This window comes from Paenibacillus sp. A3M_27_13 (assembly GCF_024213315.1).
GTDB lineage: Bacteria > Bacillota > Bacilli > Paenibacillales > Paenibacillaceae > Paenibacillus > Paenibacillus polymyxa_B.
On the sequence record NZ_JANAVE010000002.1, the window covers coordinates 741,917 to 759,132 of the forward strand.

Annotated in this window: 17 protein-coding genes and 2 tRNA genes; 16 read left to right on the forward strand and 3 right to left on the reverse strand. The window is 46.4% G+C overall.

The features are described 5' to 3' along the window. Nucleotides 1-9 precede the first annotated feature (9 nt). The 13 genes from mdh (at nucleotide 10) to NLX82_RS09975 (ending at nucleotide 14,209) form a co-directional block, all read left to right on the forward strand. Nucleotides 10-951, forward strand: coding sequence for a malate dehydrogenase (gene mdh, locus NLX82_RS09915; protein ID WP_028542892.1), 942 nt, complete (start codon nucleotides 10-12; stop codon nucleotides 949-951). A 306-nt stretch (nucleotides 952-1,257) separates the two neighbouring features. After that, complete coding sequence (locus NLX82_RS09920; protein ID WP_023987918.1) at nucleotides 1,258-1,674, forward strand: hypothetical protein; 417 nt, start codon at nucleotides 1,258-1,260, stop codon at nucleotides 1,672-1,674. 208 nt (nucleotides 1,675-1,882) lie between these two features. Continuing rightward, nucleotides 1,883-2,752 carry an SDR family oxidoreductase gene (locus tag NLX82_RS09925; RefSeq protein WP_023987919.1) on the forward strand — a complete coding sequence of 290 codons (870 nt, stop codon included), beginning with the start codon at nucleotides 1,883-1,885 and terminating at the stop codon, nucleotides 2,750-2,752. A 120-nt stretch (nucleotides 2,753-2,872) separates the two neighbouring features. Then, the gene (gene pnpS, locus NLX82_RS09930) at nucleotides 2,873-4,675 is read left to right on the forward strand and encodes a two-component system histidine kinase PnpS (protein WP_053325099.1); all 1,803 of its coding nucleotides are present in this window, start codon (nucleotides 2,873-2,875) and stop codon (nucleotides 4,673-4,675) included. A 128-nt stretch (nucleotides 4,676-4,803) separates the two neighbouring features. Next, nucleotides 4,804-5,535, forward strand: a complete 732-nt coding sequence (locus NLX82_RS09935) for a response regulator transcription factor (RefSeq protein ID WP_013309604.1) — start codon at nucleotides 4,804-4,806, stop codon at nucleotides 5,533-5,535. Between the two features lie 159 nt (nucleotides 5,536-5,694). Beyond that, nucleotides 5,695-6,819: a methyl-accepting chemotaxis protein gene (locus NLX82_RS09940; protein WP_023987921.1), complete on the forward strand. Its 1,125-nt coding sequence runs from the start codon at nucleotides 5,695-5,697 to the stop codon at nucleotides 6,817-6,819. Nucleotides 6,820-6,946: 127 nt separating this feature from the next. Next, nucleotides 6,947-7,705, forward strand: coding sequence for a phosphate ABC transporter ATP-binding protein PstB (gene pstB / locus NLX82_RS09945; RefSeq protein ID WP_023987922.1), 759 nt, complete (start codon nucleotides 6,947-6,949; stop codon nucleotides 7,703-7,705). Between the two features lie 39 nt (nucleotides 7,706-7,744). After that, nucleotides 7,745-8,404: a phosphate signaling complex protein PhoU gene (gene phoU / locus NLX82_RS09950; RefSeq protein WP_023987923.1), complete on the forward strand. Its 660-nt coding sequence runs from the start codon at nucleotides 7,745-7,747 to the stop codon at nucleotides 8,402-8,404. Between the two features lie 177 nt (nucleotides 8,405-8,581). Beyond that, entirely contained in the window at nucleotides 8,582-11,236 is a 2,655-nt protein-coding gene (gene polA, locus NLX82_RS09955) for a DNA polymerase I (protein WP_254347934.1), read from the forward strand. 71 nt (nucleotides 11,237-11,307) lie between these two features. Then, nucleotides 11,308-12,138 carry a DNA-formamidopyrimidine glycosylase gene (gene mutM / locus NLX82_RS09960; RefSeq protein ID WP_023987925.1) on the forward strand — a complete coding sequence of 277 codons (831 nt, stop codon included), beginning with the start codon at nucleotides 11,308-11,310 and terminating at the stop codon, nucleotides 12,136-12,138. 111 nt (nucleotides 12,139-12,249) lie between these two features. Then, nucleotides 12,250-13,041, forward strand: coding sequence for an MntP/YtaF family protein (locus NLX82_RS09965; protein ID WP_023987926.1), 792 nt, complete (start codon nucleotides 12,250-12,252; stop codon nucleotides 13,039-13,041). Between the two features lie 11 nt (nucleotides 13,042-13,052). Next, nucleotides 13,053-13,649, forward strand: coding sequence for a dephospho-CoA kinase (gene coaE / locus NLX82_RS09970; RefSeq protein ID WP_023987927.1), 597 nt, complete (start codon nucleotides 13,053-13,055; stop codon nucleotides 13,647-13,649). Continuing rightward, a complete protein-coding gene (locus tag NLX82_RS09975) occupies nucleotides 13,646-14,209 on the forward strand; it encodes a lytic transglycosylase domain-containing protein (protein WP_023987928.1) in 564 nt (187 codons plus the stop codon). The genes coaE and NLX82_RS09975 overlap by 4 nt, the downstream gene beginning before the upstream one ends. Nucleotides 14,210-14,328: 119 nt before the next feature. Here the strand turns inward: NLX82_RS09975 and NLX82_RS09980 are convergent, their stop codons facing one another. After that, entirely contained in the window at nucleotides 14,329-14,553 is a 225-nt protein-coding gene (locus NLX82_RS09980) for an alpha/beta-type small acid-soluble spore protein (RefSeq protein WP_013309613.1), read from the reverse strand. Between the two features lie 105 nt (nucleotides 14,554-14,658). Here NLX82_RS09980 and nrdR point away from each other — a divergent pair, with 105 nt between their 5' ends. The 3 genes from nrdR (at nucleotide 14,659) to NLX82_RS09995 (ending at nucleotide 15,417) form a co-directional block, all read left to right on the forward strand. Further along, a complete protein-coding gene (nrdR, locus tag NLX82_RS09985; RefSeq protein WP_013309614.1) occupies nucleotides 14,659-15,126 on the forward strand; it encodes a transcriptional regulator NrdR in 468 nt (155 codons plus the stop codon). 130 nt (nucleotides 15,127-15,256) lie between these two features. Beyond that, nucleotides 15,257-15,332 (forward strand) — tRNA-Ala (locus NLX82_RS09990). Between the two features lie 12 nt (nucleotides 15,333-15,344). Then, nucleotides 15,345-15,417, forward strand: a tRNA-Lys gene (locus NLX82_RS09995). A gap of 144 nt (nucleotides 15,418-15,561) precedes the next feature. Here the strand turns inward: NLX82_RS09995 and NLX82_RS10000 are convergent. Then, nucleotides 15,562-16,566, reverse strand: a complete 1,005-nt coding sequence (locus NLX82_RS10000; protein ID WP_254347936.1) for an alpha/beta hydrolase family protein — start codon at nucleotides 16,564-16,566, stop codon at nucleotides 15,562-15,564. Next, nucleotides 16,563-17,213, reverse strand: a complete 651-nt coding sequence (locus tag NLX82_RS10005) for a GNAT family N-acetyltransferase (RefSeq protein ID WP_104411499.1) — start codon at nucleotides 17,211-17,213, stop codon at nucleotides 16,563-16,565. Before NLX82_RS10005 ends, NLX82_RS10000 begins: the two co-directional genes overlap by 4 nt. Nucleotides 17,214-17,216: the final 3 nt, after the last annotated feature.

Here is a 17,216-nt window from a genome sequence, read left to right on the forward strand (position 1 = left end):
GAATACCACTTGTCCATTCAACGTAAAAAAATATCCATTGTTGGCGCCGGTTTTACCGGTGCCACTACCGCATTGCTGCTGGCTCAAAAGGAGCTAGGTGATATCGTACTCATCGATATTCCGCAACTAGAGAATCCGACCAAAGGCAAGGCGCTTGATATTTTGGAGGCCGGTCCGGTACAGGGATTTGACAGCCAGATCACGGGCACTTCCAATTACGAGGATGCAGCTAACTCGGATATCGTCATTATTACAGCCGGGATTGCACGCAAGCCGGGTATGAGCCGTGATGATTTGGTAAATACGAACGCAGGAATTGTAAAATCCGTTTGTGAGAACGTGAAGAAGTATGCGCCGGATTCTATCGTCATTATTCTGAGTAATCCGGTAGATGCTATGACCTATACTGCCTATCAAACGCTTGGGTTCCCGAAAAATCGGGTTATTGGCCAATCAGGTGTGCTGGATACAGCGCGATATTGTACCTTTATTGCACAAGAACTGAACGTTTCTGTCGAAGACGTGCGCGGCTTCGTTATGGGTGGTCACGGTGATGATATGGTGCCCCTGGTACGCTATTCCAGCGTTGGAGGTATACCTATCGAAACCCTGATTTCGCAGGAACGTATCGAAGCGATCGTACAACGGACACGCGGCGGTGGCGGAGAGATCGTTAATCTGTTGGGTAATGGTAGCGCATATTATGCTCCGGCAGCTTCGCTTGCACAAATGACAGAAGCGATTGTAAAAGATAAAAAACGGATTATTCCGGTCATTGCATACCTGGAGGGAGAGTACGGCTATCAGGATTTATTCCTTGGCGTACCGACACTTCTTGGCGGCAATGGCATCGAAAAAGTGTTCGAGTTGGAATTGACAGCCGAAGAAAAAGCAGCGCTCGATCAATCCGCCGAATCGGTCCGCAGTGTGATTAAAATAGTTACCGTATAGATTCAATTTTCTACTAAGACGGTATACTTTTACTTGAAGAGGTGTCCCCAAGCCATAGTCATGGCCGCTGGACACCTCTTTTACTTTTAAGTAATCTATTCGTTTTCTTCTGTATTCCTTTGCTTTGACCCACTTCCCCGGTATAATAGAGTTCGTATGTATTGATAGTTACATGAGGATTTTGCAAAATCCTGACATAGAAAAGCATGTCCCAAAACACTGAAAAGATGGTAGTCATTCGTTGGAATATGATCGTTCTATGGAAAAAAAGTTTGTAAGAAAACAAAGAAATGGAGGTTGTAAAGAATGTTTTTTATTCACATTATTGGATCACTGGCAATGGGTTTTTATTTATTGCTCCCCTTCGTTGTGGGCAAAATCGACAAATTGGCTCCTAGCGTGCAGGAGGGAACGATATCGGCTGTTCAGCTATTGAACCGTTTGGCTCAATTTGCACTGATCCTTGTGCTTGTTAGCGGTATCTATATGATTTTTCCCTGGGGTTCTTATTCGGTAGCATGGATCGTTGTCGTTTTGCTGTTGTTTCTCGCCATTTCTGGTATCGCGGGAGCCATGGGTAAGCCGTTACGGCTGTCGCTGGAAGCGATTCGTAGCCAACAGCCTATTACGCAATACGCTGGCAAAATGCGAATGTTCAGTACGCTGCTTGCCGTCTTCCTCATTTTAATTACGTTTTTAATGGTATACAGCCATATTATTTAATTATGCATTTGGTGAGAGCCTGTAATCGAATGATGACAAATGCTAAATTGAAAAAACGGTCTGTGCTGAATAAGCATAGGTCGTTTTTTTGTGCGCTCAAATAACTACATTTTTCGTTTAACGAATAACTTTGTGTGGTAAATCAGGAGTAGAGTGGATGCAAATGTTGCATCCTAAAAAATATCTGATTTTGAAGGGAGAATGTACAATGCCTAAAAGTAACCAACCTCAGCAAACCTTGCCCCCACAGCATCAGGACCAGCAACCGGGGATTGAGTCCAAAATGTCGCCTGCACCCCAGTTTGAAAAACCAACTTACAAAGCTGCTGGCAAGCTAACAGGTAAAGTTGCACTTATTACTGGTGGAGACAGTGGAATTGGACGGGCTGTAGCTGTCACGTATGCCAAAGAAGGTGCGGACGTAGCTATCATTTACTTGAATGAACACAAGGACGCGGAAGAAACAAAACGTCAGGTAGAGCAGGAGGGACGCAAATGTGTGTTGATTCCTGGCGATATCGGAGATGACCAATTTGCCAAAAAAGCGGTTCAACAGACGGTTCACGAGCTGGGCAAGCTCGACATCGTTGTGAACAATGCGGCAGAGCAGCATCCACAGCAAAAGCTGGAGGATATTACCAAAGAACAGTTGGAGCGTACTTTCCGTACGAATATTTTTGGTATGTTCTTCCTGACGCAAGCAGCATTGCCGCATTTGAAGAAAGGAAGCACTATCGTCAACACAACATCGATTACCGCGTACGCTGGGAACAAGACACTCATTGATTATTCATCGACGAAAGGGGCAATCACATCCTTTACTCGTTCCCTTTCACTCAATTTGGCGGATCAAGGTATTCGGGTGAACGCTGTAGCACCAGGGCCAATCTGGACGCCGTTAATCCCGTCTACATTTGATGCCAAGACGGTCAGCGAGTTTGGAGGAGCACAGCCAATGAAGCGTCCGGGCCAGCCGGAAGAATTGGCGCCAGCCTATGTGTACCTTGCTTCAGACGATTCTTCATATGTAAGCGGGCAGGTTATTCATATCAACGGCGGTGAAGTTATAAACGGATAAGAGGATAAAGGAAAGGCTGGGGGCGTGTTATGCCCTGGCCTTTTTTTCTTTTCACAGTGGAACATAATGAAAGTAGCCTGTAGAATGAGACTTAACCTACATAAAGGATGGGCATATTTTATGAAATCGTTTCGTTTCAGGCTTACCCTGATCATGCTGATTTTGATTGGCGTATCTGTCCTTGCTGCTGGAATCACGATGGGACAAATTTTTAAAAATTCGAATATGAAGGTGCTAGAGGAGAACATGGGACGGGAGATTGACCTTCTTCGGGCTACATTCCCTTTTGTTAATGCAGATGCCCTGTCCAGTACGGATTATGTCTCTTATTATTCTCAAAAGGCGAAAGAAATTGCTCGTCTGACGGAATCGCGGGTGACCTTCATTCGCAAGGACGGGACGGTGGTTGGCGATTCGTTAAGTGATCCTCGTAAGATGGAAAACCACGCATCTCGTGATGAAATACGGCAAGCCACGGCGGAAGGAATCGGTCGGACAATACGCTACAGCGAAACTCTGCAACGAAACATGCTATACGTCGCTGAACCTGTTGTATCGGACAAGGGCTTTGATGGGTATATCCGTTTGTCTATGAGCCTGAAAGCGGTGGAGGAGGGAGTACGGCGTGGCTGGACGGCCATCGGGATTGGTCTTGTGTTGCTGTTTATTGCTGCTGGACTGGTGAGCTATCGTATTGCTCGCAGCCTCACCTCGCCCATTGAACATATTACAGGGGTAGCCAACCGCATATCAGGGCTGGATTATGACGCAAGAGTCGGTGTACAGCGCCGGGATGAGGTAGGGCAACTGGGTGAAGCCATTAATCGTATGGCTGACAGTCTCCAAGACCAAATGAAAACGATACGCGACAATGAGGATCTACTCCAGAGCGTCATGAGTAATATGACAGGCGGAATTCTAATGATTGATGCAAGTGAGTGTATTGCGCTTGTAAACCGTGAGTCTGAGCGAATGCTTGGTGTCGTGGGTAAACGGGTGACGGACAAGCCGTATCATGAGCTGAAGAAGCACTATGAGCTCACAAAGCTAATTGAGGGCAGCATACAAAGCCGAGAGAGGTTGCATGGTGAGGTTCATTTGTACAATCCCGAGGAGAGACTCGTGTTGCTGGACGGTGTCCCGATGTATGAGGATGAAGGCGGATACCGCGGGATGCTGTTCCTTTTACAGGATATTACGGCCATTCGACGGTTGGAAAATATGCGGAGCGAATTTGTGGCTAACGTTTCTCATGAGCTAAAAACACCGATTGCCGCGGTCAAGGGCTTTGCCGAGACGTTACTCGGTGGCGGGGTTAAAGATGAAGAAACGGCCCGCTCATTTTTGCAAATTATATATGATGAAAGCGAACGATTGAATCGGCTAATCGGTGACATTCTGGAGCTATCCAAAATTGAATCCAAGCGTTCTCCGCTGGATTGCTCGCCGGTGCACGTTTCGTCGTTCATAGATTCATTGCTGGAAAAACTGAACAATGTTGCGGCCAAAAAAAGAATTACGCTACACATGGATATCCCGGATGAGTTGTTTATGGAGGCAGATGAAGATAAGCTTCAGCAGATTTTCTTGAACCTTTTGTCTAATGGCATCAACTATACACTTGATGGTGGCAAGGTAAAGATCAAGGTTCTAACGATACAGCGGGAGAATGACACGGAAAAGGTCGTATTTACAGTCAGTGATACAGGTATTGGAATTCCGAAGAAGGACCTGCCACGTATCTTTGAGCGCTTTTATCGGGTGGACAAAGGACGCTCGCGCAACTCTGGCGGAACGGGGCTGGGATTGTCGATCGTCAAACACTTGGTCGATTTGCATCATGGCACCCTTTCGGTGGAAAGTGAGCTTGGATTGGGTACCACGTTTACAGTTGAATTACCACTATTGCAACAGGAAGAATGAACTAGAACATTTTTTACATTCTGTTAACAATGCCGTGATAAAATAAACGGGTGTCGCATGAGTATGGAAAAGGTTTCAGGATTTTGACCAATGCGCCTTTAACAGGTAAACAGGAGATGAAGTTATTTATGGGACAACGCTTGCTGGTTATTGAGGATGAACCAACGCTTGCCAGATTGCTATCCTACAATTTGATACAAGAAGGCTTCGAAGTGGACACGGAGGATCATGGCAGTGCCGGGTTTGAGAAAGCCTCCAGAGAGTCCTACGATTTGATCCTGCTGGATTTGATGTTGCCGGGAATGAACGGACTGGACATTCTGAGCAGACTTCGCCATCAGGGGCTGACGACGCCTATCATTATTTTAACGGCCAAAAACGGTGAAGCAGAGGTTGTTCAAGGGCTGAAGTCGGGTGCGGATGATTACATCACGAAGCCTTTTGGCGTTTCTGAGCTGTTGGCCCGCGTGACGGCTGTGCTGCGAAGAACTTCCGGCGGGGATGAAGGAGTGTTGTCTGATCAGAAAGATAGCTCCAAAATTCAATTGGGCGAGCTGGAGATTTACCCCGAAAAATATGAAGTCATTCTTGGAGGTCAGTCCATCAGCCTCAGACCAAAGGAATTTGAGGTACTTCTTTATTTGTCCCGCAAGCCGGGTGTGGTATTGACCCGAGATGATCTGATGAATGCTGTTTGGGGTTTTGACTACATTGGCGGTCAACGGACCGTGGATGTGCACGTCAGTTCCTTACGTAAAAAGCTGGAGCTAGATCCCGACTCGGTTCATATTGATTCGATCCGTGGAGTGGGGTACAAGCTGGTTGTAAATAAAAAAAGAAGCGCTTCTCATTTATTATAAATGAGGAGCGTTTTTCTTTATCTATGGCAGTGTCCGGCGACTTTTGTGTCCATTTCGTGATTTTACATTTCATTAACAAAACTGATCGCTAGAATCAACAAATGACCGATATGATGTTCCCGTCACTCCAAGTAGTTAAAAAAAGGGGACTTCAGAACGATGATAACGGAACCAAAGACCCAGCCGAGTTCCACTGCCGTGATTGAACGTGAAGCATACAAGCCGATTACTACCTATGTGCCATGCCGGGAGGTTCCGATCATTGGTACGGACATGTCTTGTAAAGAACTGTTAGCACTTATGAAAACACAGGAAGATATACCTTGTGTTATTGTTGTGGATAAAAATGATCTTCCACTGGGCATTATTATGAGAGATGCGTACAATCGCCATTTTACGGGCAGATTTGCTGCGGCGTTGTTCTATGACAAGCCTGCGGCCATATTTGCCGACCCCGATACATTAATTGTGGATTTAAAAAGCCGGGCATCGGACATTGTGGAATTGGCGATGTTGCGTGAAGAACAGCGTTTTTACGATTGTGTGTTGATTAAGGAAGGCACACGATTACTCGGCGTACTCACGATTCGTGATATCCTGTCCGTCGTGCAGCGAATGCAAAGAGAAGCGGACGAAGAGCGGGGCGATGTGATTCGGCATAGCTATGACGGAGTCCAGCGTATTCAGCTGACTGTGCTGGATGCAGCTAAAGAGGCCGATGACAGTGTGCGGCTAACCCGCTCAATGAGTGAATTATCCCGCCGTGGCAAAGTAGAATTGGAGGATGTTTTGCTCTCCTATCGTGCGGTCACGGAGCAAATGAAGCGCCAGCATGAGCAGATGACGGCGTTGACCCAATCGCTGAATGACATTGCGGGCATGGCCTCATCCATTCGTGCACTGGCAGATCAAAGCGGACTGCTGGCGATCAATGCGTCCATTGAAGCGGCGCATGCTGGCGAACACGGACGAGGCTTCCAGATTGTGTCTCAGGAGGTGAGGAATATGTCACTCCAGACGAAAGCTTTTTCCACGCAGATTACAGGCTTACTCACCCATATCGAGCAGATGCTGCGTGACACTGCTGAACTGACGGATACGAGTATGCAGCAGATTCATACAGGCTCTCAATATATTTCTGCTGGAACACAAACTTTTGCCAAACTATTGCAGGCTGTCGATGAAATTGAAGCCAAAAACAGCGAAATGTCCCATTCCGCAGAGGAAGCGGCTTTGAATGCAGCCGAAATTGCACAGGAGCTTGAGCTCATGCTAAGTTCTTGATCATTTTACATACCGTTAACAAATCCACCACACTAAATTTACACACAGCTTATATAATCTTCATATTGTGCAAATCAGGTGCAATGCTTGAGGATCATAACTGCAACACGAAGGAGATCATAAATCCATGAATGATTCCGTAATCCGGATTGATAAGCTGAATTTATATTATGAGAAATTTCACGCGCTGAAACATATAAACCTCGATATTCCTGAAAAAACGGTAACTGCCTTTATCGGCCCGTCCGGCTGCGGCAAATCGACCCTGCTGCGTACGCTGAACCGGATGAATGACATGATACCGGGAACGCGTATTGAAGGCACCGTGAGTATCGCAGGTCAGGATATATACGGCGATACTATGGAAGTAGAAACTCTGCGTAAGCAGGTGGGAATGGTTTTTCAACAGCCTAACCCATTTCCCAAATCGATTTATGATAACGTAGCCTACGGCCCACGTCTGCATGGAGTTCGGCAAAAGGACAAGTTGGACGAATTGGTCGAGCAAAGCCTGCGGCAGGCGGCACTCTGGGAAGAGGTCAAGGACTTTCTGAAGCGTTCAGCTCTGAGCTTGTCCGGTGGACAACAGCAGCGGTTGTGCATTGCCCGGGCGCTTGCCGTACAGCCAGATATTTTACTGATGGACGAGGCGACATCTGCGCTAGATCCGATCTCCACGATGAAAATTGAAGAACTGGTTCAGGAATTGCGAGACACATATACCATCGTCATGGTGACGCATAACATGCATCAGGCAGCGCGTGTGTCCGGTCGAACTGCGTTCTTTTTAAATGGTGTTGTGGTGGAAGCGGCGGATACAGAGACGATGTTTTCCACGCCGCAAGATTCACGTACAGAAGATTATATTTCAGGGCGATTTGGCTAAAGCCTACCAGATGAATATGCCAGAAGGGGTGACTTCGAAATGATACGTAGAAAAGGTTTTGATGAAGGGTTAGATGAGCTGAGAGCCGTACTGCGCGAAATGGGTGCACACGTTTCGAAGGCGCTCGATCAGGCCATTGAATGTTTGCAGACCAAAAATATAGAATTGGCTCAGCAGGTGGTCAAAAATGATGCATCCCTCAATACGCTGGAAGAGAATATTCTCGATATGGGTTCCAAGCTCATTATTACCCAGCAACCGGTAGCGAAGGATTTGCGCCGGATCATTGTTGCATTTAAAATTTCCAGTGATCTGGAACGAATGGGCGATTTGGCACTTGATATTGCCAAGGTGACACTTCGTTTGGAAGGGCAGCAGATCATTAAGCCTCTGGTGGATATTCCGCACATGGCTTCCATTGTTAAAGAAATGATAGATGATGCGATCAAATCCTATTTGGATGAAAATACAGATCTGGCCTACAAAATGGCCAAAGAGGATGATCGTGTGGATTCCATGTATAGCCACATGATCAGCGATCTGTACGCCTTTATGGTAGAAAAGCCGGCAGAGGCTTCACAAGCCATGCTGCAACTGCTTGTAGGACGATACATTGAACGAATTGGTGACCATGCTACGAATATTGGTGAAAGTACTGTATATCTCGTGACAGGGGAGAGACCAGATTTGAACCAGTAGAGCTTTCAGGTATATAGCGGTTGTTTCTGACCCAGACTTGTCTTTGAGCAAAAGGCAAATTTGGTTAGGAAGCAGCCGTTTTTTTCTGAAAAAGGAGTCTTGTATGTTAAGATAGGAAGAGGAATGCGTAAAACGTAAGAACGTTACGAATGCATTGATGAACTTGCGAGGTGCTAAATGGATAAACTCATGCTTATAGATGGTAACAGTATCATTTACCGGGCGTTTTTTGCTATGCCACCGTTAACGAATTCGAGCGGGCAGCAGACGAACGCGGTGTACGGATTTACGACGATGTTATTGCGGCTCTTGGAGGAGCACAAACCAACACATATTCTGGTTGCCTTCGATGCCGGCAAAATAACGTTTCGCCATAAAGGATACGAGAATTACAAAGGTGGACGGGAGAAAACACCGCCAGAGCTGTCTCAGCAATTTCCGTTGCTGAAAGAGCTATTGACCGCTTTCGGCATTGCCCAGTTTGAACTGGATGGCTATGAGGCGGACGATATTATAGGCACCCTGTCCAAGACAGCGGACGAAGCCGGTTTTAATGTGCTGGTCGTGACTGGGGACAAGGATATGCTCCAATTGGCCTCAGACCATGTCACAGTCGGCTTGACCCGCAAAGGGGTTACTGAGGTGGAGACGTATGGACCTGAGCAAATTCAGGAACGATATGGCCTGAAGCCGCTGCAAATTATTGACCTTAAGGGTCTGATGGGCGATACGTCGGACAATATTCCTGGTATTCCCGGCGTGGGTGAAAAAACAGCGCTCAAGCTGCTGCATCAATACGGTTCAGTCGAAGAAGTGCTGGCGCACACGAATGAGCTGAAGGGCAAAATGAAAGAACGCGTAGAGACACATGCTGACGACGCGCGAATGAGCAAAGATTTAGCGACCATTTATCGGGATGTAACGTTGGACAAGCAGCTGGATGATGTGGCTTTCGGCGGGCTGCAAGCAGAAACAGCCGGGCCAGCTCTGGCGAAGCTGGAGTTCAAGTCCTTGCTGGAGCGTTTATCCTTTTCAGGTGAGGTTGGCAGTACTGGGGTAGACGTAGAGGAAGCCGCGGCTGACGTAACAGTGCTGGATGAGCAGCGGATTAGCGAATTGGTAGAAGTGTTAGATCGTGTGGATGTGCTGCATGTTGAGACGCATGGTGATAATCCGCATCATGCTGACATTGTAGGTCTGATATTTGCCGCAACGGGACAGCAATTTTTTATGACACTGGATGTACTGCAAAGCGATGCAGCTACACCTATTCGCGTATGGCTTGCTGACCCTGAACGCAAAAAACGCGGTCATGATCTGCATCGAACGGATTTGGCTTTACACTGGCATGGAATTGAGTTTGCAGGTGCCGAGTTTGATGTGCAACTGGCAGGGTACTTGCTGGACCCAACCGATGCAAACCAGACATTGAGCGGATTGGCAGCCAAATATGGCTTGTCTTCGATCCGTCCAGACGAAGAAGTGTTCGGCAAAGGAGCTAAATATAAAGTCCCTGACGTGGATGTACTGTCCGATCATGTGGCGCGTAAGGCAGCGGTGATTGAAGCTTTGGTGCCTGTGCAGCAGGCGGAGCTGGAAAAAACGGAAATGCACAAGCTGTTTCATGAGCTGGAGATGCCGTTGTCCCGCATTTTGGCGGATATGGAGAAGCAGGGCATCTTGGTGAACGTAGAAGAACTACGCGCTTTGGGGAAAGAATTTGAAGCCCAGATTGCAACGTTGGTGGGTGAAATCTACAGCATTGCCGGAGTAGAGTTCAATCTGAATTCACCTAAACAGCTGGGTGAGATTTTGTTTGATAAACTGGGTTTGCCTGTCATTAAAAAGACGAAAACGGGGTACTCGACCGATGCGGAGGTATTGGAAAAGCTGGCCCCCTATCATGATATTGTGCAAAATATTTTGCAGTACCGCACTATTGCCAAACTCCAATCGACGTATGTCGAAGGATTGCTGAAAGAAATCTCGGAGAAAACAGGTAAGGTGCATACGTATTTCCGGCAGACGGTTGCAGCAACTGGACGCTTGAGCAGTCAATTTCCGAATTTGCAAAACATTCCGATTCGTCTTGAAGAGGGTCGCAAAATCCGCAAAGTGTTTGTTCCGTCCGAACCGGGCTGGTCTATTTTGGCGGCAGACTACTCACAGATTGAGCTGCGGGTGCTAGCTGATATTTCGGATGATGAACGTTTGAAGGAAGCCTTTGTCCACGATATGGACATCCATACCAAGACCGCATCCGATGTGTTTGGTGTAGCAGCGGAAGATGTGGACTCCAACATGCGGCGTTCTGCGAAGGCAGTCAACTTTGGGATTGTCTATGGAATCAGTGATTATGGTCTGTCACAAAATTTGAATATTACGCGGAAGGAAGCGGCTCGCTTTATCGACCAGTATTTTGATGTGTTCCAAGGCGTTCGCCGTTACATGGATGATATTGTGAAGGATGCGAAGCGGGACGGCTACGTAAAAACGCTGTTGGAACGCAGACGCTATTTGCCGGAGATTAACGCCAGCAATTTCAACCTGCGTTCATTCGCTGAGCGTACAGCGATGAATACGCCGATTCAAGGTACCGCTGCCGATATTATCAAGTTGGCGATGGTACAGATGGATAAGGCGCTACGTGAACGTAATCTTCGCAGCAGAATGCTGCTCCAAGTACATGATGAGCTTGTGTTCGAGGTTCCGCCTGAGGAAATGGAAACGATGAAAGAGCTTGTCCCGGCTACCATGGAAGCTGCATTAAAGCTGGCTGTGCCGCTCAAAGCCGAAGTAAGCTATGGAAGCAATTGGTATGAGGCCAAGTAAGATATTTCAATGAGTAGATAGTCCCAATTTGACGCTGCTTCCGTTATAATATAGGGTGAGGTGAAGACATCATGCCGGAATTACCGGAAGTAGAAACAATTAAACGAACGCTAAACGAGCTTATCGTTGATAAACATATAGATCATGTCACCGTGAATTTACCGCGGATCATTCAACGGCCCGATGATATCCATGCTTTTGCGATGGAATTGGCCGATCACCGGATTACAGGGGTGGAGAGACGCGGAAAGTTTCTGCGGATTTTGCTGGACGGGCTGGTGTTGGTCTCCCATCTTCGAATGGAAGGGCGATATGGATTGTATTCGCAACATGATCCTGTGGAAAAGCATACCCATGTCATCTTTCATTTTAAAGATGGTACGGAGCTGCGTTATCAGGATGTGCGCCAGTTTGGCACGATGCACTTATTTCCGGCAGGACAGGATTTGCTGGAAAAGCCGCTGAACAAGCTTGGTTTGGAACCGATGGACGAGGCCTTTACACCCGAAATGCTGCGTGTCGCTGTTGGAACTCGTTCGACTTCGATCAAGGCAGCGCTGTTAAACCAGTCATATGTGGTGGGCATTGGGAATATTTATGTAGATGAATCGTTGTTTAAGGCGGGGATTCATCCAGCACAGCCAGCCAAAAGCCTAACGGATAGCCAATTTCATGTCTTGCATGAAGCTATTGTCTCCACGCTGGGTGCGTCGATTCAGGTTGGAGGCTCGTCCATTAAATCGTTCGTTAATGGACAGGGCAAAACGGGCGACTTCCAGCATCAATTGCAAATCTATGGACGTAACGCGAAGCCTTGCATTAACTGTGGCACATTGATCGAAAAATCTGTCGTAGCCGGACGTGGCACACATCATTGTCCGGTCTGCCAGCCTCTGCGCTAAACAGGCACAGTCACCCCAAGCCCATCCCTCTCATATATTGTTCCAAGTACCAATACTGCGGAGGGTTTCGGTTGTTATAAGGCCCTGCCTTCGCAATGGGAGGGAATTGGAGTGGCTAATCATTGGGGAGCCCTGCTGTTACTGGCATTTGCGCTAAGTTTGGACAGTTTCGGAGTCGGTGTTACATATGGTCTGCGCAAAATGAAAATTCCACTGTTGTCGATTGCTATCATCTCCGTATGTTCAGGTTTGGTGATTGGCATATCCATGCAATTGGGCGCATTACTATCTCGTGTCCTGTCTCCTGTATATACGACCGTTTTCGGCGCTGTCATCCTGATCTGTATCGGCTGTTACTCTTTGTTTCAAGCTCTGCACCGCAAAGAGGATTCGCTAGAGGATTCAGCGGAGGCCTCTCGGGGGCTGCTTCTTACAGAACAGACTGATCCAGTGAGCAGATCTGTTCTTGGAGAGAAGAAGAGTATAGAGGATGCTGATACAGAGTCTTTCCTTAGCTCAAGAAAAGATCTGTCGGCAGAAGCTTCTGTAGAGCAGCAGGAGCGAACGCTATTTTCTCTGGAGTTCCGCAAATGGGGACTTGTTATTCGGATTCTTCGAAGCCCGTCTGCTGCGGATATGGACCGTTCTGGCAGTATATCTGCTACCGAAGCGGTTTGGCTGGGTATTGCATTATCGGTCGATGCGTTCGGAGCGGGATTAGGGGCAGCTATGCTTGGTTTTCAGCCACTGTCTACTGCGCTGGCTATTACGTTATTCAGTGGAACATTTTTGATTGCAGGGATGAAGGCAGGCTTCTTTCTATCAGCATTTCGATTTATGAAGGCGCTGGGTGTATTGCCGGCATTATTACTGATTATGATGGGCATATTGAAGCTGTTATGAGGTGAAAGAGCATGAATATCGGATTAACCGGAGGTATTGCTACCGGAAAAAGCACCGTGTCGGCTCTTTTGGTCGCCAAAGGTGCGCTGCTGATCGACGCAGATGCCATTGCCCGGGAAGTGATGCTTCCGGGGCATCCGGTGCTGGCGGCGGTCATACAGCATTTTGGACAAGCTATAGTGAACAGTGACGGAACCCTGCACCGCAAAAAACTGGGTGAGATTGTATTCGGAGACCCTGCCCAGCGGCAGGCACTTAACGATATTACACATCCTGCTATTCGTGAGGAAATGCGACTGCGTATGGAAGCATATGAACGGGAACAGCCGGACAAGCTTGTTTTGGCAGATATCCCGTTAATGTACGAGTCCGGGCTGGAGAGCTTGTACGAGGAAATTATGGTTGTGTACGTACCACGTGATATTCAGCTCCAGCGTCTGATGCTCAGAGACGGTCTGACGGAGGAACAAGCTGGACTTCGGCTGTCCGCACAAATGGATATTGAACAAAAGAAAAACTTGGCCGATATCGTTATCGATAATAGCGGAACACAGTCTGAGACGAAACGACAAATTGATCAATTTTGGCAGCGGAAGGGACTTGCATGAATATTTTGCGAAAGAAAAGAGTCCTGCTCACTTTGTTTGTCGGGTTTGTCCTGATTCTGTTCCTCAATTCAAATTGGATGTCCTGGTTCTATCCGATTCAATATAAGGATGAGATTCGGCAGTATTCACAAACGTATGAAGTGGACCCATTTTTGGTGGCGTCTATTATCCGCGTAGAAACCAATTTTAAAACCAGTAAGCAATCGCATAAGGGTGCACTGGGGTTGATGCAGATTATGCCGAATACAGCAAATTGGATTATGGACAGCGCCCAGATTCAAAAGGTTCCGCTAGACAGTGTCAAGCACGAGCCTGGTACCAATATAGAGCTGGGAACCTGGTATTTGCATAACCTATCCATGAAGTTTCAGGATAATCCTGTAGCAATCGTAGCTGCTTACAATGCAGGGCCGGGTAAAGTTCAAGAGTGGCTCGATAAGGGAGTGTGGGATGGAAAAGAAGAGTCCATTAAGCAAATCCCTTTTGGTGAGACACGACATTATGTACAGCGGGTCATTTATTACTACAGGCAATACACGAAAATTTATAATGATTTTTAAAAGACAAGTTAATGACATGATGAGCCTTTTCGCTTTAAAATGAAAAAAAGCGCAGGACAGGCTGTTTTTAGCAGCCCGTCCATACACTTTTTCTTGTTATTTCTGCATTATTACCGCGATTATTGGTATTGACCTGCCAATTGTTGTTCGGCGATCGTTACGAGGCGTTTTGTGATGTAGCCCCCGATCGAACCGTTCTCATAGGAAGTCATGTTACCTTGGTATCCATCTTGAGGAATGCTGATACCCAGCTCTTGAGCGATCTCATATTTCATTTGCTCCAGAGCGCCGGAGGATCTGCTGACTACCAGATTGTTGGAGTTGCCATTGTTTCCTTGTGCCATTGTTGTTCACCTCCTCGCGATGTGGTAAACATATTATGATCCGTTTTGACAAAATTATTACTAAAAATCTTCGGGAATTTATTGGAAAAAGAAAGTGGTGAGATTATGAAATGTCCGTATTGTGCCTACAATGGCACGAAAGTGTTGGATTCGCGACCTGCGAATGATAACAAGTCCATCCGTCGCCGCCGTGAATGTGAGCAGTGTGCCAGGCGTTTTACCACCTTTGAAATGGTGGAGGAAACCCCACTCATGGTCATCAAAAAAGACGGCAGCCGTGAAGAGTTTAGTCGTGATAAAATGCTGCGCGGTCTCATTCGAGCCTGTGAGAAGCGCCCAGTATCCGTCGAGCAATTGGATATGATCGTATCCCAGGTGGAGAACGCTATCCGCAACACAGCAGCCACAGAAGTCGATAGTCAGCAGATCGGGGAGCTGGTCATGGAACAGCTTTACCCAGTGGATGAAGTCGCCTACGTACGTTTTGCGTCCGTCTATCGTCAGTTTAAAGACATCAATATGTTTATGAAGGAACTGAAAACATTGTTATCTAAAGATACAGCCAGCGACTGATCGCTGACTGTATCTTTCTTGGGTCAAGGTGGGAAGATGATTATATTTTTTTTATAAAAGTATTGACACAGGAATAAAAATTTTATATGATATAGAAGTCGCTTGAAACGTTGATTAACTTACTTATGATGGGGCCTTAGCTCAGCTGGGAGAGCGCATCGCTGGCAGCGATGAGGTCAGGGGTTCGATCCCCCTAGGCTCCACCAAACTTTTATTATGGACTCTTAGCTCAGTTGGTAGAGCAGTTGACTCTTAATCAATTGGTCCAGGGTTCGAGTCCCTGAGAGTCCATCCTTTTAGAAAAAACGGCAGAGATGCCGTTTTTTTGTTGTTTATAGATCTATTCCCAGTCTAACCGAGAACAGTTATGGGGTTTTCATTAGCATTTTTTCATTAGCATATCAAAAGAAGTATGGCAAAAAAGAACATCATTGTTTAACGCTGACTGACATAATCGGAAAGGGATTTGAGATACTCACCATTCACCAATTTTCTTGGGGCGAATACGGCTGTTAAGAAAGTTAGAGATTTTGAACGCGCGATTTTTTCATCCATCATGGAATGGTCGGCTTCAGGTAAATGAATCACGGACAGCAGTTCTGGAGGTATTTTCTGGCGATAGACTCGCTCGGTACCCTTTACATCAACATTAATATCTTTGCCAGCCAGAACCAAGAGTACAGGAGAATGGAAGTGACTTAATTCCTCGGTGGAATCAGACAGAAAATTTTTGCCTATAAAGCTCCATCTTTCTTTGGAAATCATATCGTCAGGATCGGCTATGCCTAGATATTCTTCATAAGAAGCATGTTTTTTCAGTAACTGTAGAACTTCTTGATCGTAGTTCAATGTCTTTTGAATTTCTTGCGGAGTAGCTCCTTCTTGTTCCATTTCTTTTCTGGTATTAAATTGTCCTTGGGAAATCCAGTTCACGGCAGGCGATACAAGGATGCTGAATGCAATATCATGCTCCTCTTTAACGATCTTCGGAATGACCCATCCTGCTTGACTGGCTCCCCATAGGCCGATTTTTTGCTTATCAATCATCGGTAAGCTTCTTGCCCAGTCTATTGCATATCGGATCTCCTGTGCGCGGTCCTCCATGCTTTGGTCGAGCCAATTGCCAGGAGCGCTGTTAATACCGGGCTTATTCAGTGACAGGGAGGCATAACCCTTGGAAGCGAACTTTTCCCACAGTGGTTTGTATCCATCATCATATGTGTCATTAATAGGACCATCCCCATGGACAAAAACAACCAATCCAACCTTTCCCGAGTAGTTCTTAGGCAAAGCTAATGTACCTGTTAACAGCCCTTTAGGTGTCTTAATTTGTATTTTTTCTTCTGTCATCTTGTAGGAATTTTGATATAGAACAATTAGTATCAAGGCAACAGCCAGAGTTGCCGCAATACCAAAAGTAAGCTTGAATGTTTTTTTCAACGATGCTCTCTCCTCGAATGCAGGTTCTCTTTCCAACTCATCAGATACCATACAGGCTCCTTGAACCAAAAATGCCGTAACCCATTATACTTGGATTGTTCTACTTCAAACGCCAGTTTGTGATACAAACGGATAGCCCCTTGGTTCTTATGCGCTACATGAAGCGTCAATGCATGAAACCCAGATTCAACCGTAAATTGCTGTGCGAAAGCTAGAAGACGGCGCCCTATTCCCTGGTTACGATGACTTGAACGAATTGCCAAATGATCAATGTAACACTCATTTGCAGCGGGGGTATACTCCAGCGCATGCATACCTGTCAAAAATTTAAATACATTGAAGCAACCAAACTGTTTTAGGAGCGGAGCTAAAGAAATGGGATTTGTTTCAGGAAGTGAAGAGGAGGGTGCCTTCCATTTGAGGGAAAGAACACCGACAACATCTTCGTTCTCTTTGGCTACAAATTGTTTCATAGATGAAGAATAAGGATTTTGAACCCAAACCTGCATTAACAACTTCTGTATATCTTGCTCCTCCAGTGTAACAAGAGATTGGAATTTTGCTTTAAACGATTCGACTAAAAGACTGCAAACAGCTTCATGGTCTTGTTTCTGGTATGCAACAATGTCAAAGGATTTTGCACTCATTTA